This is a genomic window from Prosthecobacter sp. (genome assembly GCF_049294395.1).
Taxonomy (GTDB): domain Bacteria; phylum Verrucomicrobiota; class Verrucomicrobiia; order Verrucomicrobiales; family Verrucomicrobiaceae; genus Prosthecobacter.
Genome location: NZ_JBAQCR010000445.1, coordinates 12,399 through 35,039, shown reverse-complemented (window position 1 = coordinate 35,039; position 22,641 = coordinate 12,399). Strand labels below are relative to the sequence as shown.

Below are 22,641 nucleotides of genomic sequence, written 5' to 3'. Positions count from 1 at the left end.
ACATGACAAGTCGGACAAGGCAGAACGAAAAAAGTGCTCCCGGTGGGATTCGAACCCGCAACCAAGGGATTATGAGTTTGTTTTTGCCAGCTAAACGATGCTCGGTCAAATTGCACCACAATGCACCATAAAAGACTGGTGATGAGATTTCTGTGTGAGATTTAGAGTCGATTCATGTCGATTTTTGTGCACTCTTGTGAGTTCTGGATTGCCCTATAATTGCCCTAGGCGTATGGGTAGGGCAATCGTGAATTCCAAGGAGCAATCAACAAGGGCGAACTCATTCCACCTCCTCAAGCAGAGTGGCAGTCGCTACTTCAGCATGCGGGTGATGCACCTTGGTAGCCGTCGCAGATTCACCACGGGTGAGAGCGCTTTGAAGCAGGCGCAGGCGAAAGCGCGTGCCATCATGGCGGACATTCAGAGTAAGGGGTTTGAGGAAGCAGTCAGACTTCATGCGCGCCGTCGTGACGAAACCCCGAGCGATCCAACGCTGAATGAATTTGGAGATCTCTACCGCAAGGTGGCCAGCGGATTTGACCAGCGGCCGGGGAATACCACCGCTGAGCGCTATATCAGGTGTCTTGCCAGAATTGGCGAATCTGGGGGTGTGAATCGGGTTTCAGCCATTACGCCCGAAAAGATTGAGGGGTTCAAGGAGAACTATCTGCGAGAGGCACGTAGAGACGGGCGCAGCGAGACTAGCATGCGAACGACGCTGAATGGAGTGCTGCGTAATGCCGCTGCGCTCTTTTCCGCTCAAGCCCTGCAGGCTTATCGGCGTTTGGGAATGAACCTGGAGAGTCCGTTCAAAGGGAGCCAAATACGCGGTGTCCGAATTGCTTCGTATTCACCGCTGCCACGCGACATGATTCAGCAGATATGGACGCGGTCTCAACTCCTGCGTGATGGAGATCCTTCTGCATTGCCAGTGGATGAATCCCTTCCCCCACGTGAACAGATCGACTTTTCTGAACCTCATTGGGATGCGTACGTGCTGCTCCTTCTTGAACTCGGGTTAGGGCTTCGCCGCAATGAAGCAGACAAGGCGGAGTGGAGTTGGTTCAATAGCGATTCCAAGGGGCGGCAATTCATTGAGGTGCGCGCCACAGATTATTTCCTGCCGAAGTCCAAGCAGTCCCGTATCGTCCCCGTTGAGGAGGCCCTCTGGGTTGCCCTTAAGGCAGCCAAGACGGACGAGAGATTTGTGGTCCAAGGGGGCGTCCCTCGTACTCGCGAATCTTGCAATGAGACAAAGTCTGCCGTTTACCGATGCGACCGTGGGCACCGGGTTCTGGTTCAGTGGCTCCGCGAGCAAGGGGTTGACGATCCGAAACCCTGCCATCGCCTGCGCAAGGAATTCGGTTCCTATGTCTCTACCACCTTCGGCCTGTTTCACGCACAGCGCTTTCTAGGTCACAGCAGCCCGAACGTGACGGCAGCCTATTATGCTGGCCTGACCGACATGCCGGTCATCAGCCCCTCGCTAATGGGGCAAACACATGAGCGCCACTGAACCACAAAATAGCAGCCAAGCTTCCAAGTCTTCCGGCGCTTCCGAGTTGATGGCATACCGTCGCGCTCAGATCGCAGCCACACTCATGGCTCAGCGTTTGCAGCACTTTAAAAGTGCTGGTCTTCCTCGTGATCTGTCGGACCCGATGTGGGATTTGGAATTCGAGGGAGCCAGTAAGCGTGCTGAGATGATGATTCGTAGCGCGCTAAAGCGGGATCACGATGTCCACGCTTATCAGGTTTTCAAGGAAGGACAGGTGTTCACGGCCGAAGAGATCGCTAACGAACTCAAGAGTGTTGGCTGGAAAGGGCTTTCATCCAAAATACCCGTGGAGAAATTAATCGTTTCTCTCAAAATCCAGATGGAAAGTCATTTTGGCGACATGAGCCATGAAGCCATTCCAGAAGTGGCACCCGCAGTTCGGCGGTTCATGGGCGTTATAAAGTGGCTGAGTAAAGACCCCAGCCTTCTCAGGTCATACCCATCTCTGAAGGATGCCGTTGACGGCTTCATTGCAACTGCAATCGATGGCGGAGCAAATGGAGAATCAGTGTTGTCAGCGGGCGAATATTTTTATGAAAGTATATCAAACAGTAAATTCCTACAGTGGTGCTTTCCGTTTGAAATTTCAGGGAACAACGAGGTCCGGCGATATCGACCACATGAAATATTCCGCTTTGCATGTCAGCATGAATGGTGTCCCCGCGAACTGACTTATCACCTTTCGAAATTGGAACCTGAGTTCATCCCTTACCCAGAAAAAGGTCTCTGGCTCTCTAAATTCGCAGCGTTCGAAATGCAGTTCAGCCTGTCTTGTTCGGATCTTGCCGATACCGGAGGAGATGCTGAAGAAAGCGACGAAGTGAGAGATGTTCCGGACGAGGATGTGCAGCATGGTTAGGCGGCGTCTACGGTTCGGAACTCAAGATCAAGCCAAAGAGCAATCCATTGGTCTCTTACGCAGAAGGATGGCGACAAAGGCATCCCCGAATTGATTCCCGGATAGGAAAAAATGAATCAATGATTCGTAATTTTCACAATGATGTGAGTAATCTTCGAGGTCTATTTCTCGCCTGATCCTAGTTGTGGACGAGTTATTAGAGAGTCACGAAATCGCCATTACGCCCAGGAAGTCGAGTCATTTGCAAGTCAGCCGACAGTCGGTTTAACATGCTGTTAATCAATGGTTTGAACATATTTTGAAGTAGTGCTTTTCTTCTGCATGGCACCAGAGGAATCTCACATCGTCAATTCGATCCACAAGAAGGAGCGTCTTGCGTTTCGCTTGAAAGAGGTGTCAGCAGCAATCGGGGTCCCAGTGTCGACGCTTCGAACTATGATCAGACGTGGCGACATCAACCCGGTGACGGCGTTCGGGGCGTGGCTAATCACGGCGGCTGATTTGGAGCAGCTGATGACGCGCCGCCTCCGGTAGCAAATCAGGGCAATTTGCGAAATCGCAATCCACTCCTACCACCATTATGCAGACTGAACGATTCACACCGGGCTTACGCGGCAACAATCCCGATTATCGAGAGCCTAAAATGGATAAGTCCCGCAATCCCAAGAAGGACGATACTTCCGCTGAGCAGGTTTTGCCGGTGCTCCACACCAGACCCACTGGAAAGCTCAAAGGCTTCATGGTCATCTCGGAAATGATTCTGCAAAAGTACGGACAAGAGGCCGCCACGGTCATGGCCCTGCTCAGCAACACAGCCACAACCTGGCAGGCCACCACCAAGTGGGTGTCAGACGAAACTCAAATGAGCATGAAGCGAACCAAGAAGGCGGTGCAGAAACTGGTGCTCGCAGGCTACATCACGCGCATTCCGGTTCGTCTTGGGGGTAAGTTGCACGGTAACATCCTGCAGTCGTCTGCTGAGGGTAACATCAAGCAGCTGGTGCGATCAATCGTGTCCTACAAGGTAGAGGAGGACACCAAGGAGGCAGCCACGCGCCAGGTGCGCAAACGCGCCGTCCGATGGAACCACAACAGCAGCCGGGAAGAGTCAACGAAGCGCAAGACACGGCGCCGCAGGGGTGGACGAGGAGATGTCTGCAATGCCGAGCAAACAGCCGCAAATGGTCGTTTTTCAGGAGCTTCTCTTCAGGGGTATACTGATACCATCACCCCTGAAGGCGCTCCCCTTGGAACCCCTATAATGTTAACCCCAGAGGAGAAGGGTAAAAATGAACCCCAAAGCCCCTTGGCATTCGCCAAGGGAGTCTTTTCTGAATTTTTAATCAGAGCAGATGGTGTTGTCATTCCCCGGGTTGCTGATCCCACCGCCCGCGCTCAGATGATACTCACGATCCTCAACGACGAGGAGGAAAAGGAATGCAATCCACTGACCCCGGGGGAAGAGGCGCAGCTGCTGGGTGTGGTGGAACGCGAATTGGTGGAGCAGGTGACCTCCATCGAAGAAAACAACAAAAATACCGTGGACGAGGCTGACTCAGGCGGCGTTTCGGTAGATCCCAATTTCCTGATTCCCCGGGAACTAGAATTTAGATCCTACGATCTGCGTGCTGTCCGGCACGCCCGTGGCATGTGGGGTTATGGGGAACTTTACCAAAGTCCGTGTCTGTGGGATGCTGCACAACTGCACTCCCCCCGGTTCTTTCCAAACCGTGTTGTCACTACCAACAACATCATTGCGCGTGCCATGCTCGCTCCGAAGTTTGCTGTCACTTACAAGGACGATGCTGATTACGACGCCCGGACAGCCAAGTATGCTTCGTTCCACGAGGGTTTCCAAGTGTTCAACGGTTTCATCCCAAGAAAATTGGAAGACAAACGTAACGCGGTGTTTGAAGTGTTTTCCCACGAGGAGGATGTCGAACTGGGACTCGAACACATCCCGTTGCAGGAACTTCGGGGAGACGGTGCCCACTTGTGGCTGCATACCCATCGTGTCGGCCTCGTGTTCCTGTCCTGTCTTCGCGATCCCGCGACCGAACTAACCGAAGCGTTGGCGTACAAGCTTGTTCGCAAGTTGCGGAAGGGGTCAGTGCTTCCCGAGGATATTTTCCGCCTCTGGATACCTGCACATCACGGCATTGGCTTGCTAAGCGCCGAGGCGGCCATTGAACGGCTGTCCTGCAAAGCGTTCAAACGGCTGGAGACCGAAGACGCCATAGCTAGCTACTGGACAGCTGCGAGACGCATGAACGACTCGAACATGCTGGTGTGCCCGCCCGTGCATGGCGGCGAATTCAGCTTCTGGAAAGAGCGAGAGATCTACGACACCGATCTGCTGGAGAGCCTGCTTAATGCAGGTCTTACCAAGCTGGAGTTGTTCAACAAGGTGAGCGCGCAGGGACATGGCAAGGTTCTTGACGCACTCTACGCCTGTGGAGTGGACGCCTATACCCCCGGATCGTTAGAGCTACGGGATCACTTCGAGAACCTGGCTGCAGTGTGGCTTCGAGCCAAAGTGGACGGCGATGCCGAGGCGAGTTTAGCTTTGGAGCGCTGGGGTGCAATGAAGCAGCTCAAGCGTTGGACGATGTGTTATGATCACGGGCGTGCATGGCTTACCAGAGTGCATGAGGCTTGGGAGTTTGATAATCTGCCGGATGTGGCGGAGATGATTGGTTGGGATTCACACGCCGAGTGGGAGCAACTAGCCGATTTACGACGCTATGCCATGCGCAAGTCGTGGTTCGCCTTCAAGGATGGTTCAGGAATACTACACCAGCGCTGGAATCGGCTAATGTTGCAGATTGACCTGAAAATTGTTTGAAACACACCAGTGAATATTGCGCGCACCATCAGGAGCGACTGCTGCGATAATTTTTAAAGGAACGTATTTTATGACAACAGCACACGTCACCGCTAATACAAATGCGACAGGTTCAACAACCGCACCCAAAGAAGAAGCGCCGGTCGATCCGCAGGCTGTCAAAAATCCCGATTGTTACTTCGGTGGGAACATTGAAGTGCTAGCAGGTCACTTTGGCATTCAGCCAGCCGATTTCGCACTCGCTATCTCCGGCATCTTAACAAATATCGCCGGGCCTTACGCGGGCTTGATTGCCCCCACTGGCAACCGCATACGGCCACACCTGAACATTTTAAATACAGCCGCAGCCACGCCTAAAGTGAGGGCGATGGAAGAACGGTTGTTTCCCCCCCTCCGTTTGCGTTTGAACTGGTTGCGTCAGCGTGCCAGCAGCCAGTCACGCAAACTGCTCGACCGTTGGGTATTTGGAGATCACGACCCTGATAAAGTTTCTGCTCCAGTGGGTGAAAGGCACTTGTGGATGAAACAACATCGCCACGAGTTGGACATCACGCAGAAGGAGATTTTCAATGGGGCGTCAATGCCCCCCATTCAGTTCAATGAATACCGGCTGGCAAGCGGTCATCTTGTGGCGAGAGAGGACTGTGAGATCGAACGGACCAGCCCGGGACCAGCATATCTGCCCTCAGTGTGTTTTGAGGGGATCACGGTCAGCCAACTTGGCGGCGCCTTGAAGGAATCCCTCCACCGGCAGCCCTTGCTCGTGCATCCCGTCCTGGGAATTCTACAGCAGGCTGAACGTCGTGCGGACGCCGACGAAACGGTGGCTGCAGAGCTTGTCACGTATTTGCGCGGCAGGGACTGCCAATTTGCCCCCGTCCACCCAGATCAGGGCCCCGGCACCTTCGAACACGCCTTGGTGCAACTTTGGGCGGATACGAGTTTGGACCGCGTGGGCGAGATTCTACAGGAACCGGCGTCCAGCGGCAATGACCTGCTTAAGCTCTGCTTGTTATGGGAACCTGCGCGTTGGAAGACGCCTTCCACATACCTGCAATATGTACCAGCCGCATGGAACTGCTACACTCATGTAGTTCACAAGTTGCTGGATTTGCGCTGTTTTGCTCGAAACAAAAGCCAGATGCGATTGATGGTGCCCGATGAAAATGCATTATTGTTTTGCTCTCAACAGGAGGAATTCCTCGACTTTTTAGACAGGGCCGAGGCTGTTGATAAAACTTTTGTTTCACAGTTTCATGACCTCCCTGCGCGCCTGTTGTGGGTGTTCCTGCAGTTCCGTCAAAAGCACGAAAATCCATGGTGCTTGGAAGCTGCCTTCCGCACGGCAAAGCACGCTGTCAGGATGCAAGAGCGCCTGCTGAAAAAAGCCCGTGATATTCAGGCCAATTGGAGTTCGCGCAAATCCATGCAAGAGGTCATCAAGATTTTGTCGGTGAAAGGTCCATGTAACATCCGTGACATGCAGCGCTCCAAAAATAAATGGCGTGCAGCTTATTTCGAGCCGGGGCTGAAAATGCTACAACAACAAGGCCGCCTACAGGTGGATGAGCAAAGGCGCTATGTCCTTGTCACCCCAGCCTCCTGAACTCATCAAGCCTGCATCTGACGATCTCATACCCGGAACCCCATTTCTTCCATGTCCGTACCACTGCCCCCGTTTGCCTTTGGCACAGCTGATGATTTTAATGATGTGCGTGACTGCGTGCCGCGTACATTGATGTCTCTAGCTGCCAAGGGCACTGCCCTGCTCGGCCTAGAGCCCCGTGTTGTGGCTGCAGTGGGTCTTGCGCATTTAGCTGCCAGTCTTGGTCGCTCGTTCTTTTTCGATGACGGACGCACTCGAATACCTGGCTGTTTCAATCTGGCCGTGGTGTCTGAGAGATTGCCAGCGAGTGACTGGACTGTGAGCCTGGGAAGAGGCTGGACTGAATCCGCGACCCAATTGCAGACCATGCATTCCCTCAAACTTCGGGAATTGATCCGCAATTGTGTCCGCGATGCAGCAACCAAAAGAACCGAGCGCAACATCGACCCGCAGTTTGAAGCCTATGAAAAGGAGATTCCACTTAACGTTGTCAACATGCTGCGACGGTGCACCATCACCTCCAAGGTCGATCCCGATGCGGTAGCACGCGCGATAGTGGATTCACGCGATCACTGCGTGCTTATGGTCAATGGTGCGGGCGATCCCATGGAGGAATGGTCGCAACTCAGTCCCGCAAAGCGAAAGCGGCTGGCTGAATTGCTGGTGCTAAGCTGGCAGTGCAAACCTGTGACAATCCCCCCCACTGGAGCCGAACTCCTCGGCACAGCGCACCTCCTTTGGCAAACAAGCCGTGAGCAAGTTCGCAGGGCAATGTTTGATCGCCGTATGCCCAGCTTCTGTAGATCTACCCCGGTGTTGCTGTTCCAACATAGCGGTGAACCCAAACGAATGCCTGATGTTCATGCTGCGGAATTTATGGAGTGGTCACATTTCTTAAAATCTCTATCTGATTATCGCTCACAGCCAAATTGTAACAGCGACTTCACTTTAGCAAAACCGGAGCAAAAGGCTGTTGATGAATTCTTTGCTCAATTCGCCATTGCTCTCGCCAAGGCACCCGCAAGCATGCAGCCCTACCTGGCTTGGCTGCCAGATCTTCTGATGCGCCTGATTCCTGCTATTTTGACGGCAAAAACGATGGATGCGTTGAAACAGCAAAACATCGAGGGGACTACGAAATCCGGGCTGTCTTCAACGGTGCCGCAGAATGCACCGGTGACCATGATGCAAGAAGCAGTTCGCTTGACCCGGTGGTTGTGCCAGGAGCATTACCGGACAGTGTGCAGCTATCTGGCGGTGACATCAGCCGACAGTGATCAACAAGCCACTGACAACACTGACACGGAGAGGCTCGAGGAAGACATTTTGCAGAGACTCAAAGATAATGGCCCTCAAACACACCGGGAATTGCAGCGCAGGTTCCATGAATTGCCCGCCAAAACCCGTGACGAGGTTCTCCGCAGGCTCAAAACCAAGGGTGCGGTTATTGAAAACTCGGAAGGAAAGCTGGAACTAGCGGCTTGAGCGTGTTCATCCGCTGACAGTCAGCGTGTCAGCGCATGGTGAAACGACTTTTTCGCCACCGTGACTCGGAAGGCAGTGACACGTCCGACATCGCGGCTCTAGGTGTGCAGCGTTGCCCAATCTGCACGCGGTCAAAAATATCCACCTTGGGAGACGCAAAATCTCCTCTTACCGCCCAGAAGGCTTTGCACGGCAGGGCCAAACACCCGAATTAAGATGCACCGCGCCTGTGCAGACATAGCCAGCGGCTGCTGTGTTGATGAGGCATGGATTGTTTATCTTGTTTGATAGCTGGGCACTACTGGCTTGGCCGAATTGGCGCGCTTCTGTGCATCCGCACACTGTTTCAGGACAAGGCCAGCTCCTATGGCCAGCCAAATGAATGGCTTGCTACGTTTCCACAAAACCAGTCCATAGACCACACAGCAAAATATGGCGGTCCAAAACATGACCGGGAACCACGATGTGACTGGCACCTCCTCGTATTTGGCGCTTGAAAAAAAGCCACCGGTTTCAACCAGCCTTTGCTCCTGATTTACAAAGACGAAATTCGATAACACGAAAATGGAGAAAATAAAGGCAACACATGCGGCAGCCACGGCACAGCCGCTGTTCGGATTGCCAGCAGAGTGTGGAGCAGAAGGGTAATCCCCCGGGGATTGTGCAGAATGATCGTTCATGACTTGTTGGGTCTGGGATAGAGGGCGAGGTCAGATCTGACCTCGCGCTTAATTTCGAGCGACTTCACTTGCCGCCCAGAAGGCCTTTGATGGCAGCGTCTCCCAAGAATGAGCCCACTCCGAGAAGGGCTTTATTTACGTCCTTGTTGGTCGTCCCTGTGCTTTCGACAATTTCAGCGGATGTGACGGCGTTGAGTTTGATATTGTAGGCAAAGCGCAATTTTGTCGTGCCTGTGAGCCTGAGAATTCCCTGCCAGTATATAACACAATTGAGGCGAAATTTGTGAATGTCTTCATAGCACCTGCTCTGTGTGTCGTCCTTCCAGTCCACATCAAGGCTTTCAACCCAAATGCTGATCCCTGCGCCAGCAGGATGAATAGATTTAAACAGGTCCTGAGCACCCGAAATGAATGTTCCGTCCGCCTGTTTGACAGGATCGTTTAAGCTGGTTTCAAGAACCATTTTTAGCAGGCTGAGGGTGACGTTCGCATCGCAAGGCGCGCCGGCTTTTATGCTGCCCTCCGGCGTTACGCTCCATTCCCCATTTTGTTGCGGTATCCCTCCTTGCGCGTCGATATAATATTCCCCGGACAGTTTCCCGTTCTGAACGTCCCCCTGCCACTTGATGATCTGCCCTGTGTGATCTGTGGTATTAAATCGGAATTTCGTTCCACTGCGTGTGCCGGTAATGTTTCCCCCGCCTCTCAGCCAGCCGCTCACTGAGACGAATCCACCAAGCTTGTCGCCTTCCTCAGCGAACACGATCTTCAAATGGCCATCAGCGTTGCCCGTCACATTGTGACACGTCCCCGAGAGAGCCGCCATATCGACATCGCTCGCGTGTGAGGTGTACAACCAGAGACTGCAAATCAAAATGAGGGAAGCATGAGATCTCATAATTTTTGTCTGCGATTTTAATCAGCCAGGTGAAGCGGGAATGAGCCATTCTTGTGAATGGGAAGCAGCATTTTATCTTGGCTAATCTGGATGATGGTTTGGCCGGTCGATTCAAATCACGGCCTTGAACGCCCATTATAATGGGCGTGCATGTTGTGTCAACGGGGGATGTTTGAGCAGATGGAACCCCCATCTCAGATTGACCCCCGCGAGCGCTCTATAATATTGGCTCTCAAGAAAGAACGAGTGAAACAGGGGGTTTCAGCGGCCGAATTGGCGCGGAAAATCGGTATCGGTCGCAATACGATTCCGAATCTTGAACGGAATGAAGCGCGCCCAACGCTCTGGGTTGTTTTAAAATTGTGTGACGGGCTGAATGTCAGCCTCAAAAATCTTTTGGACTGATTGCTCAGTCCTTTTGCTGGCACGGTTTTGGTCCGAGAAAACGCTGTCCAAGATGGAGGCAGGACTGCGCCCCTTGAACGACGCCGAAATCATGATGCTCGCTAAGGTCTCTGTACAAATCAGGTTGATGTGCGTCCATTTGGACTGCCCGGTTGTGGGGAATGCGGCATCCTGTACTGGCAAACCGCTCACAGCTGCACAAAAATGTGAAGCATTGTCCCTCAATGTACACCACCGTCACATTATGCGTGGCGGCCTCAACCACCTGCGGTAGTCAGTAAAAACGACGCAATGCTTCGCAACGGAGGCGGAGCAAGGAGTGAAGTGGTGGACTAATATCGCACTTGTCACAGGATCACGGATACAAGCCCCCACGCGCATATGGGGTAAAGGCCCCATACCGCCTACGGACCCATCCAGCGAAGGCTACGGAGTCCATGTGAATCCCTTTTCGTGCTCAACCAGCGAAAGCCAAAACAGAACAAACAACAAGCTAACACACTATGAAAACACTGCTCATGATCGTCACTCTCGGCGTTGCGGCTTTTCTCACCTCCTGCCAGGCTCCGACCGTAGCAGTGCCTCACAGCGCCATTACCTGCAACAAGTGCAACTCCGTTTATTTCAAATCCCCCAGCGTCTCATCGGCGGCGGGAGACAAGGGCTTTGTCACTCTGAAATCTTCCAGCAGCATGACCTGCCCGGACTGTGAGAACAAGGTCATCGCTTGGATTAAGACCGGTGCCTTTACGGAGCACACCTGCAAGACCTGCGGCGGTGCCATGAGCCACTGCACCAGCCACTAAACCGCACGGGGTCCGAAGTCGGGTTGTACCCCATGGACCCCGGCCCCACCCGTCGCGCAGTTTGCGGGGGTACCTACCAACGCGGCTTTCATCTTAATAAACTAGAACACAGCAACGCACCCAAATTATGTAAACAACACTGACAACCACCCTGGCCGCGCTGAGCGCTGCCCTTCTCGTTAGCTTCACCCTCGCCAGTTGTGAGAGCCCCCGCAGTTCAGCGGGTGGCGGCTGGCACAACATGGGAGTCGATCTCAAGGACAACAGGCAGATGCCCGATGAGAACATGCCCGGTCACCGCTGAGGTGAAGTAATCGAGACGGATTACAGCAGTGCATGTCGCTTGCTCAGACCTCAGGGCACAACTGCGCAACAGCAATCCGCAAACAGGCTGCCACAAAAAGCCGCTAGACAAACCCCGGTGTCGCCAGCTTGCTAACAGGCCATCGACAGGCGCACTGAAACATTCACCATGCACAAAAGGGCTCTACAGCCACGGGCATCTCTCGCAGCAGCATCCACGCTGCTGCTGCTGCTGTGCAGCATGATCATCGGCTGTGTAGGCCTGCGTACGCCCGGTGAGCGTGATTCACGGGAGCAGGTGCAGAAGGTGCTGAGCAAGTATCGCCCCACAGGTGTTGTGCTTGAACTGCCTGCACTGCGCAGCGGCGGTTCGCCGGAGACGTTTGTTCGCTACGCCATCTACCAGCATCCGCAGGTCGAGGCGGCTTATTACGAATGGCTGGCCTCGGTGGAGAAGATCACGCGTGAGCGTTCGCTGCCTGATCCACGGCTGACCTTCCAGGCAGACCTCACGCAGATCATCATGGCGCTGATGCCAGGACTGATGATGGATTTCCCTGGGCCGGGCAAGCTGCGCGCAGCGGCAAAGGTGGCCACGGCGGAAGGCGGGATGAAGTACTTCCAGTTTGAGACGGCAGTGCTGCAAGTGGCCTACGGTTTCAAGAAGGCGTGGTATGACCTGCGGCTGGTGGATGAACGAATCCGCGTGAATCAGGAGATGGTGACGCTGCTTCAAGAACTCGAAAAGCTCGCGCAATCGCGCACGGAGGTGGGCAAGGGCAGTTTGCAGGATCTGCTGCGCACGCAGATGGAAAAAGAGCGGCTGCAAACGGAGCTGACCAACCTGCGCGACTCGCGGGGTTGGTTCGTGACACAGTTCAAGGCTGCGCTCGGACTCGGAGCGGGTGATCCGACCCCGCCGCTGCCACGCTCGTTGCAATCCTCGCCACTTTCGACCAGCGGCGACCAGATTTTGGCGACGGCGATGGCGCGGAACCCGCGCCTGAAGGCCATGGAGGCTGATGTGCGGCGTGCGGAGGCGGCCTTGGTCGTGGCGCGGAAGACACGCCTGCCAGATTTCGCGCTCGGTGTGATGGCTGACGTGAAGGCGTCTCCTGTGATGGTGCGTCCTTTGGGCGGGATGACACTGCCGATCTGGCGTGACAAGATTGCGGCTGAAATTGAGGGTGCGCGTGATCTGCAAGGCGCATCGCAGGCCCGACTCTCCAATGAACGGCTCACGCTGACCGTGGAAGTGGCGATGAAGAGTTACATGTATCGCGAAAGCACCCGGCTGGTGGCGCTGCTGCAAAACATCCTGCTGCCGAAGGCGAAGCAGTCACTCGAAGTGGCGCGTTCCGGCTATTCCACCGGCGGGACGGATTTCATCAACCTGATCGATGCGCAGCGCACGCTGCTGGAGTTCCGCCTGGCCGAGGTCGAGGCACGCATCAAGCGCGAGCTGGCCCTGGCCGATCTGTCACTGCAAATCATGGGCGTGCCGCCGTCCGGCGCTCCTGTTCTCGATCCATCCAGGAGGTAACATCATGTCCGCTTCATCCATCCAACACATCTTGTTCACCGGCATCGCGGTGGTTCTCATGTTTGCCAGTTCGGGCTGCGATGACTCCGATTCTGGAGCGCCTGCTCCTGCGGGCCAGGTCTGGACCTGCTCCATGCATCCACAGGTGCGGCTGCCGAAGTCAGGCAAGTGTCCGATCTGCTCCATGCCGCTGATTCTCACGAAGGCTGCGGCACCAACACCGAAGAAAGAAGGCCAAGCGAGCGAGGCACCTGAGGCCATGCTCACTCTCTCCGAGCACGCTCGCGCCATGGCGAGCGTGGAAACTATTCCCGTGCAGCGCCGCCAGATCACGCATGAGATTCGCGCCGTTGGCAAGGTGCAGTACAACGAGTCCGCGCTCGCCGTGATCAACAGCCGCGTGGAGGGCTACATCGAAAAGCTCTACGTGGACTTCACCGGCGTGCAGGTGAAGAAAGGTGATCATCTGGTGGAGATCTACAGCCCCGATCTCGTACTCGCGCAGAAGGAACTGCTCGTCGGCCTCGAAGGTCCGGCGAACAACGCTTTGATCGAGGCTTCAAAGCTGAAACTGCTGCGCTGGGGCCTCACGCAGGAGCAAGTCGATGATTTGGTGCAGAAGCGCAAAGTCAGCGAACGCGTCACCTTGTTCTCGCCCATCAACGGCACCGTCACCGAGCGCATGGCGGTGCAGCAGGCCATGGTGAAAAGCGGCGAGATGCTCTACAAGCTCGCGAACCTGGAGTCCCTGTGGGTTTATCTCGACATCTACGAGTCTGAACTCGGCTGGGTGCAGCAGGGGCAGGATGTGACGATTCAGGCCGAGGCTTATCCCAGCGACTCCTTCACCGGCCGCATCTGGTTCATAAATCCTGTGCTCACGGAAGAAAGCCGCACGGTGAAAGTGCTCGTGAACATCGCCAACACCGATCAAAAGCTGAAGCCCGGCATGTTTGTCAGCGCCATCATTCGTGTGCCGGTGCTGGCGACTGGCAAGGCCGCACCCGCCGGCCTCGGCGGCCAGTTCACCTGCTTGATGCATCCGCAGGTGCTGCAAGCGCAGGCCGGCCCCTGTCCGCGCTGCGGTATGGCGCTGACAGTGATTCCCGGTGGTAAAACCAAGCCCTCCGAGGCCGAGTTGAGCGTGCTGGCCGTGCCCATTGCCGCCGTGCTCGACAGCGGCACGCGCAAGCTCGTGTATGTGGAGCATGCGCAAGGCGAGTTCATGCCGATGGAGCTAACGATCGGGCCGCGTGCCGGTGATTTTTATCCCGTGCTCGCCGGTTTGCAGGAGGGCGAGAAGGTGGCGGTGCGCGGCAATTTCCTGCTCGACAGCCAGTTTCAAATTCAAGGACTGCCCAGCTTGTTTTACGCGAAGGGCCAGGCTCCCGCCGCAGGCCATCAACACGGTGGTGCCACCGAGTCGAAGCCCACCGCCGCACCTGCCGCAGCCACAGGCCATGAAGGTCACGCCGCGCCGAAACCTGCCGAGCACAAGCACTAGGCCATGACCACCGCTCTCATTCGCTGGTGTCTGAATAACGGCTTCCTCGTCGTTCTCGGCATCTTCGCTTTGCTCGGCGGCGGCTATTACGCGCTGCAAAACACCCCCGTCGATGCCATTCCCGACATCGGCGAAAAGCAGGTCATTGTCTTTGCCGACTGGCCCGGACGTTCGCCGCAGGACGTGGACAATCAAGTCACCTATCCGCTGACCACGAGCCTGACTGGCACGCCCGGTGTGAAAACCATCCGCAGCATGTCGGGCTTCGGCTTCTCGATGGTCTTCGTCATTTTCAAAGACGACGTGGACTACTACTGGGCGCGTTCACGCGTGCTGGAGCGCATGAACGTGGCGCAGCAGCGGCTGCCCGCAGATGTCGTGCCCGTCTTGGGGCCGGATGCCACCGCGCTGGGCCAGGTTTTTTGGTACACCCTTGAGGGCGAGGGCTTCGATCTCGCCGAACTGCGCAGCATCCAGGACTGGTATCTGCGCTATCAGCTCAATGCCGTCGAAGGTGTCAGCGAAGTCGCGAGCATCGGTGGTTTCGTGAAGCAGTATCAGATCGACGTGCATCCCGACAAGCTGCGCGCACACCGCGTGACCCTGTTCGATGTGTATGAAGCCGTGCGAAAGGGGAACATTGATGTTGGCGCGAAGGTGCTGGAGAAAAACGGTCTTGAGTTCTTTATCCGCGGCGTCGGTTTCATCAAATCGGTGGAAGACCTGGAGAAGGTCGTGATCCGGCAGGAGGGTGGCACGCCCATCCAGTTGAAACACGTTTCCACCGTGACGCTCGGACCGGATTTCCGCCGTGGTGCGCTCGACAAAGATGGCGTCGAGGCCGTGGGCGGCGTGGCGCTGATGCGTTACGGCGAAAATCCGCAGCATGTCGTCGAACGCTTGAAAGCACAGATCAAGCAGCTTGAAGCCGGCCTGCCGCAGAAGACGCTCGCCGACGGTCGCATCTCAAAGGTGCGTATTGTGCCGTTCTACGACCGCACGGACATCGTGAACGAGACCATCGACACGCTCAAAGAGGCGCTCAGCGAGGAAGCGCTGATGGCCAGCATCGTCGTTCTCATTTTCCTGCTGCATCTGCGCAGCACCGCGTCGGTGCTCACCACCCTGCCGCTGTCCGTCTGTCTGTGTTTCATCTTCATGTTCGCCTTCGGCGTGGACTCGAACATCATGTCGCTCGCGGGTCTCGCCATCGCCATCGGCGATGTGGCGGACATGGGCATCATCATGACGGAGAACATCTACCGGCACATGGCCACCGGTGATCCGAAGAAGAGCCACCTCCAAAAGATCACCGATGGTGCCACGGAGGTCGGCGGCGCGATTGTCACCGCTGTTTCAAACACGCTCGTCTCCTTCATCCCGGTGTTCTTCCTTACCGGCCAGGAAGGCAAGTTGTTCCGCCCGCTCGCCTTCACCAAGACTTTCGCCATCGGCGCCAGCGTCATCCTCGCGCTCACCGTCGTGCCGCTCATGTGCTACTACTTGTTTCAGCCGGTGAAATGGTCCCGCCGCACGGTGTGGAAGATAGCCATCGTGCTGGGCACCTGCTCCGTGTTCGCCACGCACGCGGTTTTCATGTGGGCGCTGGAGGGTTCCCATTACAGCGGCTGGCCGATGTCCATCGTCGTCGGTGTCATCGTTGCCCTGGCCGTGGTGCGCATGACGCGCGAGCGCTTCCTGCCGCTGGAGGAGAATCCCGTTTCACATGGCATCGCCCGCCTCTATGTGCCGGCGCTGCGCTGGGTGCTCGCACACAAGCTCACCTTCATGCTCATCCCGGTGCTGATCTTCTTGGCCGGCATCAGCGTCTGGCTCGGCATCGGCGTGATGTTGAAACCCGTTGAGTGGGCTGCCAATCTCGGGGCAGCGACGCCGCGTGTTCAGTTTGGCGAACTGCGCTGGCAAAAAATCCGGCATGGTGACCAGTCGGCCACTTACCGCATGCTCTGGCGCAAACCAACCGAAGCTGAGGCGCAAAACGACGCCAAGGGAGGTCTTCGTGTCGTTGCGGAAACCCGCATCATCCCAGGCCTCGGGCGCGAGTTCATGCCGCCGCTGGATGAAGGATCATTCCTCTACATGCCCTCGCTGCTCCCACAGGCGGGGCTCGGTCCGGCCATTGAAGTGAACGCTAAGCAGGACATGGCCATCGCCAGCGTGCCCGAGGTCGAAAGCGTCGTCGGCAAGCTCGGTCGTGCCGAAAGTGCGCTCGATCCCGCGCCCATCGGCATGATGGAGAGCATCATCATTTTGAAACCCGAGGACGAATGGCGACACGTTCCAGTGAAGCGCTGGTTTTCAAACTGGCCCGGCTGGCTCAAGGCACCGCTCGCCTGGATCGCGCCGGAACATCGGCAGATCACAAAGAACGAGATTCTCACCGAGTTGCAGGAGAAGACCGCCATCCCCGGCGTGCTGCCTACTTTCCTCCAACCAATCCAAACACGCCTCGTCATGCTCCAGACCGGCTTCCGCGCCATGATGGGCGTGAAGATTTACGGCGGCGACTTGAAGGAGATCGAACACATCGGCCTGCAAATCGAATCGCTGCTCAAGGAAGTGCCCGGCACCACTGACATCGTGGCCGACCGCATCGTCGGCAAACCCTACCTCGAATTCCACATCGACCGCGATCGCATCGCTCGTTACGGCGTCAACATCCGCGACGTGCAGGACGTGATCGAAGTCGCCATCGGCGGCATGAACCTCATGGAGTCCGTCGAAGGCCGCGAGCGCTACCCCATCCGCGTGCGCTACCTGCGCGAGTTTCGCGAGGACATTCCTGAGCTGGAAAAAATCCTCGTACCCACCAGCAGCGGCGCGCAGATCCCGCTCGCGCAGGTCGTCACCATCAAGAGCGTGCTCGGTCCGCAGGAAATCAAAGGCGAACGCGGGCTGCTCGTCGGCTACGTCACCATGAACACGCGCGACCGTGATGAAGTCAGCGTCGTGGAAGATGCCGAGAAGCTCTTGCAGGCCGCTTTGAAGGACGGACGCCTCAAACTCCCCGCTGGTTACTACTGGGAATGGAGCGGCCAGTTTGAGAACCAGATGCGCGCCACCAAGCGCATGCAGATTCTCGTCCCCGTCTGCATCGTCATCATGTTTGTATCGCTCTACCTCGGCTTCCGGCGGAAATGGATCGCGCCGGTCATTTTCATGGACGTCATCGTCTCGCTGGCCGCAGGTTTTCTGCTGCTGCCGCTGTGGGGCGCGAACCTCTCCGTGGCCGTGTGGGTGGGCTTTCTGGTGCTGCTCGGCGTGGTGGATGACGACAGCGTGGTGCTCTCCACCTACCTCGAAGACATCTTCGACAGCAAGAAGATGGAAAGCATCAATGACATTCGCGAATCCGTGGTCCAGGCCGGATTGAAACGCATCCGCGCCAATCTCATGACCATCGCCACCACCGTCTTCGGCCTCATGCCCGTCTTCTGGGCCGCCGGTCGCGGCTCCGACATCATGCAGCCCATAGCCCTCCCCTCGCTTGGCGGCATGTCCGTGAGCCTGGTCACCATGTTCATCGTGCCCTGCCTGTTCTGCGCCATGGAAGAGTGGAAATGGCAGCGCCAGCAGCGGCTTGGCACTGCTGCATCAGCACCCGAGACGGCATCATGAATACACCACCGCCATCAGTAGCCTGGCACGCGCAATCACCGGAGAGCGTGCTGGAGTATCTCAAGACGTCCATCAAAGGGCTGTCTGCTTCCGAGGTGGCGCAACGATTGGCTGCCGACGGCCCGAATGAGCTGAAGGAAACAAAGGTGATCAATCTGTGGCGGTTGTTTCTCGGGCAGTTCAGCAGTCTCATCGTTTGGATCTTGATCGTCGCAGGATTCATCGCTGGCCTTCTGGGAGAATGGGTGGATAGCATCGCCATCCTTGCCATCGTCGTGTTGAACTCGGTGATCGGCTTTTATCAGGAGTTCAACGCTGAGAAAGCCATCGCCGCGCTGAAGAAGATGACGGCTCCCAGCGCCAAGGTATGGCGCGATGGCCATGTGGTTGCCATTCCAGCCGCTGAAGTGGTGACGGGTGATGTGCTCGAAATCGAAGACGGTGATCTGGCCGCCGCCGATGCGCGATTGCTCGAAGCCTCGTCGCTGCGCTGCATCGAGTCATCACTCACGGGTGAATCCGAGGCCGTGGAGAAGAAGGTCGTCACGCTCGACAAAGCCGATGTGCCCCTCGGTGATCGCGAGAACATGGTCTTCGCCGGCACTAGCGTGGCGTCAGGCACAGCGAAGGCCGTCGTCGTTGCCACCGGGATGCAAACCGAAATGGGACGCATCGCCGGTCTGCTCGGGGAAGCCACGCTTGAAGAAGCTGGCGAGGGCACGCCGTTGCAGCACAAACTAGCTGCCTTCGGTCGGCTGCTCGTGTGGATTTCTCTCGGTATCGTGGGCCTTCTGTTTGTGCTCGGCCTGCTGCGCGGGATGAAGTTCTTCGAGTTGTTTCTTACCTCCGTGAGTCTGGCCGTGGCGGCGGTGCCAGAGGGTCTGCCCGCCATCGTGACCATCTCGCTCGCGCTCGGCGTGCGCCGCATGTCGCATCGGCGCGCGCTCGTGCGCAAGTTGCCTGCGGTGGAGACGCTCGGTTCGACGAGCGTCATCTGCACCGACAAGACCGGCACGCTCACAGTAGGTGAGATGACCGCACGCGCGTTCTATGTCGCAGGCCAGTCGTTTGAAATTACCGGTGAAGGCTACGGCCCGGACGGCAAGGTCTTGATGGATGGCAAAGCGCCTGAGGCTGCTCACGCCGCGTCCCTGCTTGAGCTGGGCAATGTCCTCGTCGGCGGCAACAACTCACATCTTCAACAGGTGGCAGGTCAGTGGAAAGTCATTGGCGATCCTACCGAAGGCGCGTTGCTTTCCGCTGGCGGCAAGGCCGGTGGCGACAAGGAACGAGCGGACAAGGAGCAACCACGTCATCACGAGATCCCGTTCGACTCGGATCGGAAGCGTCACACCGTCGTGCGGCTGATGCCGGACAAACTGTTGCGTGCCTTTGTCAACGGCGCACCCGACAAGCTGCTCGCACTCTGCACCCATGTGCTCGGCAGCGACGGCGTGCGACCCATCACGGATGCCGACCGCAACGCCATCAGCGCCGAGAACTCAACCCTCGCGGGTAAAGCGATGCGCGTGCTCGGAGCCGCCTATCGCGACCTTGAACCCACCCCGCCCGAATCCTTGACCGCCGATCAAGTCGAGCGTGAACTCGTCTTCGTCGGCCTCACCGGCTTGGTCGATCCGCCGCGCCCTGAAGTGAATGACGCCGTTTCGCGTTGCCTCGCTGCGGGTATTCGCGTGGTCATGATCACCGGCGATCACCCGCAAACGGCGATGGCTATCGCGCATGAACTTGGCATTGCCACCGGTGATAATCTTGCCGTCTCTGGCATCGAGCTGGAAAAAATGAGTGACGATGAACTCAAGCAGCGCGCTCCCCAGATCGCCGTTTATGCCCGCGTCACCGCCGCTCACAAGCTGCGCATTATCCGCGCCTGGAAAGCGAACGACGCCGTCGTCGCCATGACCGGCGACGGCGTCAACGATGCGCCAGCGATCAAAGGTGCCGACATCGGCATCGCCATGGGCCGTGGTGGCACCGAGGTCACCAAGCAGGCCTCGGACATGATCATCACCGACGACAACTTCGCCACCATCGTCGCCGCCGTCGAAGAAGGCCGTGGCATTTACGACAACATCCGCAAGACCCTGCAATACCTGCTCGCAGGCAACACCGGCGAGCTGCTCCTGATGATGGCCTGCATCCTTTCCGGCCTGCCCATGCCCCTGCTGCCGATTCACCTGCTGTGGATCAACCTCGTCACCGATGGACTCCCCGCCTTGTGCCTCGCCGTGGACCCCATCGACGCCGACGTGATGACCCGCGCTCCCCGTCCGCGCAACGAGCGCATCACTTCCGGTTCCTTTCTCGGCATGATGTTCTTCACCGGCGTGCTCACCGCCGGAGTTTCCTTCGCCGTGTTCCTCTACGGCCTCCGAACCGAGACTGTAGAACTGGCCCGCACCCATGCCTTCGCGACGCTCGTGTTTGCCGAACTCTTCCGATCATTCGGTGTCCGCAGCGAAACGAAAACCGTCTGGCAGATGGGCTTCGTCACCAACATACGGCTGCTCCTCGTCGTCGCCGTGTCGTTCATCATCCAAATCACCAGCCACCACAGCCGCTTCATCGCTGACCTGTTCCGAGGAGCCACGATGGATTTGAGCGACTGCATCATGCTCACCGCCGTCGCGGCCATCCCGCTGGTCCTGCTGGAGATCATCAAGGTTTTTCGCTCGGCAGCCTCGTCCAGAACCAGGGGCTCACCGTCATCCTCACCATGCACAACCTAGCGCTCGGGCATTAGGCCGACCGCGTCATCACGCTGGAAGATGGCAAAATCGTGAAGGAGGAGAAAGGCGGGCATGAATAAACAATCTGCTTTTCAGGCCATGCACTATCGTCCTGACCTCTTGGCGGAAGTCACTCTCAATCATTACAATAAAGAACTGATTCGTCGCTTATATAGCTCAGCGATGCTTCTTTAAAGCTAATTGACCTCACTACGCACACAAAAGGTTTCCATTTCCTTACGATTTCATCGGCACCTCCGGCTACGACTTCTATGATACGGGCAGCCGCTGGGAATGGAGCGCCGGGGCCGACTACACCCTGGCCCGTAACGTCTCCCTTTTCGCTAGCTACCACAGCGACTAGGGCCTTGGAGTCGGCCTCATCATCCGCTTTTGATGGAAACTCACCCATCAACAACACAACAACGACAACACATTATGAAAACACGCACGCGCATCCTCCTCGCTACCTTCCTGCTCAGCCTCGCCTAATGTGTTGACTCACCGGGTGTCGGCGGCGTCAACCCCTATCCGCTCAAAGTCTGCCTCGTCACCGGCAGCGCCCTCAACAGCATGGGTGGCCCCGTCAGCACCGTTTACAACGACCAGGCACATAACGATGGTCGAGCATCCCACCACATGGGTTTAGCCCCGCCCACCTCCCCCCGACGCCGCCAAACCCCAATTTGGAGGCGTTCATTTTTTGGTGAATCAAGCCAAACTTTGAGTATATGGTATTGACGTGCCTAAATGCTATTCCATTTGGCATAATTCCTGCTGAATAATAAACACGGTTCATTGCAACCACATCAAATACATGAAGACCAAACTTATCCACTCCACCATCCTTGTTCTTGCCACCTTCGCCACCATGCTGCTCGCTTCCTGCGCGCCCCCCTCAGCCACTCCCACCAGCGCCATCAGCTGTACCAAGTGCGGCACCGTCTATTTCAAGACTCCCTCTCTTTCAGCATCATCCCCTGGCGGCAAGGGCTTCGTCACCCTGCGGTCCTCCAGCAGCATGACCTGCCCAGATTGTGAGAACAAGGTCATCGCGTGGGTGAAGACTGGCTCCTTTACGCAGCACGTGTGCAAGACCTGCGGCGGTGCCATGAGCCACTGCACCAGCCACTAACCTTTTTAGGTCGTAGTTTGGCCGCCAGCGGATGCATCCGCTGGCGGCTTTTTTGTGTCGATTAACCGCGCAAACATAGGACCGAACTGGATGAGGATATACAGGTGGTGGCAATAGAGACCGTAGCATCCGCCATTGTCCCGTCGCCCGCCTTGCGCTCGAAAAAGACATTGTCGGAGAACTCGGGTGAAGCACGGGCATGAGCGCATCTTGTGCAGCCGTGCGTGGATCCTACGATCTCGTAGGGGATCAGTCCCGTGCGGTGTTGAACCTAATGAAGGCAGTCAGCTCTTCTGCCAGAACTCCAAACACCAACACACCCAAGCATCATGAAAACTAAACTGACATCCACCCTGGCCGCGCTGAGCGTCGCCCTCCTCGTCACCTTCACCCTCGCCAGCTGTGAGAGCGGTCGCCGCAGTCCAGCCGGCGGCGGCTCGCACAACATGGGCGTCGGCCCCAAGGACAACCATCCAATGCCTGATGCCAACATGCCCGGCTATGGCGCCAGTCATACGAGCTCCAGCAAAACCAAGACCGGCGGCTGGCACAACATGGGCCTCGGCCCCAAGGACAGCAAGCCTATGCCTGACGCCAACATGCCCGGCAATCGCTGAGTGACCCG

16 protein-coding genes are annotated in these 22,641 nt (G+C 56.8%); 14 read left to right on the top strand and 2 right to left on the bottom strand.

Annotated elements, in window-relative coordinates; translation table 11 throughout:
* Window positions 1-247 precede the first annotated feature (247 nt).
* From WAW39_RS30320 to WAW39_RS30295, 6 genes are all read left to right on the top strand, one after another.
* The gene (locus WAW39_RS30320; protein WP_422323532.1) at window positions 248-1,516 is read left to right on the top strand and encodes a hypothetical protein; all 1,269 of its coding nucleotides are present in this window, start codon (window positions 248-250) and stop codon (window positions 1,514-1,516) included.
* Window positions 1,503-2,417 (top strand): hypothetical protein, encoded by a 915-nt coding sequence (locus WAW39_RS30315; RefSeq protein WP_422323530.1) that lies wholly within the window; start codon window positions 1,503-1,505, stop codon window positions 2,415-2,417. The genes WAW39_RS30320 and WAW39_RS30315 overlap by 14 nt, the downstream gene beginning before the upstream one ends.
* Window positions 2,418-2,738: 321 nt before the next feature.
* The gene (locus WAW39_RS30310; RefSeq protein ID WP_422323528.1) at window positions 2,739-2,951 is read left to right on the top strand and encodes a helix-turn-helix domain-containing protein; all 213 of its coding nucleotides are present in this window, start codon (window positions 2,739-2,741) and stop codon (window positions 2,949-2,951) included.
* Window positions 2,952-2,997: 46 nt separating this feature from the next.
* Window positions 2,998-5,262 carry a hypothetical protein gene (locus tag WAW39_RS30305; protein WP_422323526.1) on the top strand — a complete coding sequence of 755 codons (2,265 nt, stop codon included), beginning with the start codon at window positions 2,998-3,000 and terminating at the stop codon, window positions 5,260-5,262.
* A 70-nt stretch (window positions 5,263-5,332) separates the two neighbouring features.
* A complete protein-coding gene (locus tag WAW39_RS30300; protein ID WP_422323524.1) occupies window positions 5,333-6,868 on the top strand; it encodes a hypothetical protein in 1,536 nt (511 codons plus the stop codon).
* A gap of 51 nt (window positions 6,869-6,919) precedes the next feature.
* The gene (locus WAW39_RS30295) at window positions 6,920-8,353 is read left to right on the top strand and encodes a hypothetical protein (RefSeq protein ID WP_422323522.1); all 1,434 of its coding nucleotides are present in this window, start codon (window positions 6,920-6,922) and stop codon (window positions 8,351-8,353) included.
* Window positions 8,354-8,628: 275 nt separating this feature from the next.
* Here WAW39_RS30295 and WAW39_RS30290 read toward each other — a convergent pair whose 3' ends face one another.
* Both WAW39_RS30290 and WAW39_RS30285 read right to left on the bottom strand, forming a co-directional pair.
* Window positions 8,629-9,033 (bottom strand): hypothetical protein, encoded by a 405-nt coding sequence (locus tag WAW39_RS30290; RefSeq protein ID WP_422323520.1) that lies wholly within the window; start codon window positions 9,031-9,033, stop codon window positions 8,629-8,631.
* 64 nt (window positions 9,034-9,097) lie between these two features.
* Window positions 9,098-9,805 (bottom strand): hypothetical protein, encoded by a 708-nt coding sequence (locus WAW39_RS30285; protein ID WP_422323518.1) that lies wholly within the window; start codon window positions 9,803-9,805, stop codon window positions 9,098-9,100.
* 276 nt (window positions 9,806-10,081) lie between these two features.
* Here WAW39_RS30285 and WAW39_RS30280 point away from each other — a divergent pair, with 276 nt between their 5' ends.
* From WAW39_RS30280 to WAW39_RS30245, 8 genes are all read left to right on the top strand, one after another.
* Window positions 10,082-10,336, top strand: coding sequence for a helix-turn-helix transcriptional regulator (locus WAW39_RS30280; protein ID WP_422323516.1), 255 nt, complete (start codon window positions 10,082-10,084; stop codon window positions 10,334-10,336).
* Between the two features lie 503 nt (window positions 10,337-10,839).
* Window positions 10,840-11,142: a hypothetical protein gene (locus WAW39_RS30275; RefSeq protein WP_422323514.1), complete on the top strand. Its 303-nt coding sequence runs from the start codon at window positions 10,840-10,842 to the stop codon at window positions 11,140-11,142.
* A gap of 472 nt (window positions 11,143-11,614) precedes the next feature.
* Window positions 11,615-12,988, top strand: coding sequence for a TolC family protein (locus tag WAW39_RS30270; protein WP_422323512.1), 1,374 nt, complete (start codon window positions 11,615-11,617; stop codon window positions 12,986-12,988).
* A 4-nt stretch (window positions 12,989-12,992) separates the two neighbouring features.
* Window positions 12,993-14,492 (top strand): efflux RND transporter periplasmic adaptor subunit, encoded by a 1,500-nt coding sequence (locus tag WAW39_RS30265; RefSeq protein ID WP_422323510.1) that lies wholly within the window; start codon window positions 12,993-12,995, stop codon window positions 14,490-14,492.
* 3 nt (window positions 14,493-14,495) lie between these two features.
* On the top strand, window positions 14,496-18,131 hold the full coding sequence (locus tag WAW39_RS30260; RefSeq protein WP_422323508.1) for an efflux RND transporter permease subunit: 3,636 nt from the start codon (window positions 14,496-14,498) through the stop codon (window positions 18,129-18,131).
* Window positions 18,128-20,881: a cation-translocating P-type ATPase gene (locus tag WAW39_RS30255; RefSeq protein WP_422323506.1), complete on the top strand. Its 2,754-nt coding sequence runs from the start codon at window positions 18,128-18,130 to the stop codon at window positions 20,879-20,881. Before WAW39_RS30260 ends, WAW39_RS30255 begins: the two co-directional genes overlap by 4 nt.
* An 817-nt stretch (window positions 20,882-21,698) precedes the next feature.
* The gene (locus tag WAW39_RS30250) at window positions 21,699-22,016 is read left to right on the top strand and encodes a hypothetical protein (protein WP_422323504.1); all 318 of its coding nucleotides are present in this window, start codon (window positions 21,699-21,701) and stop codon (window positions 22,014-22,016) included.
* A gap of 329 nt (window positions 22,017-22,345) precedes the next feature.
* Entirely contained in the window at window positions 22,346-22,633 is a 288-nt protein-coding gene (locus WAW39_RS30245; protein WP_422323502.1) for a hypothetical protein, read from the top strand.
* Window positions 22,634-22,641: the final 8 nt, after the last annotated feature.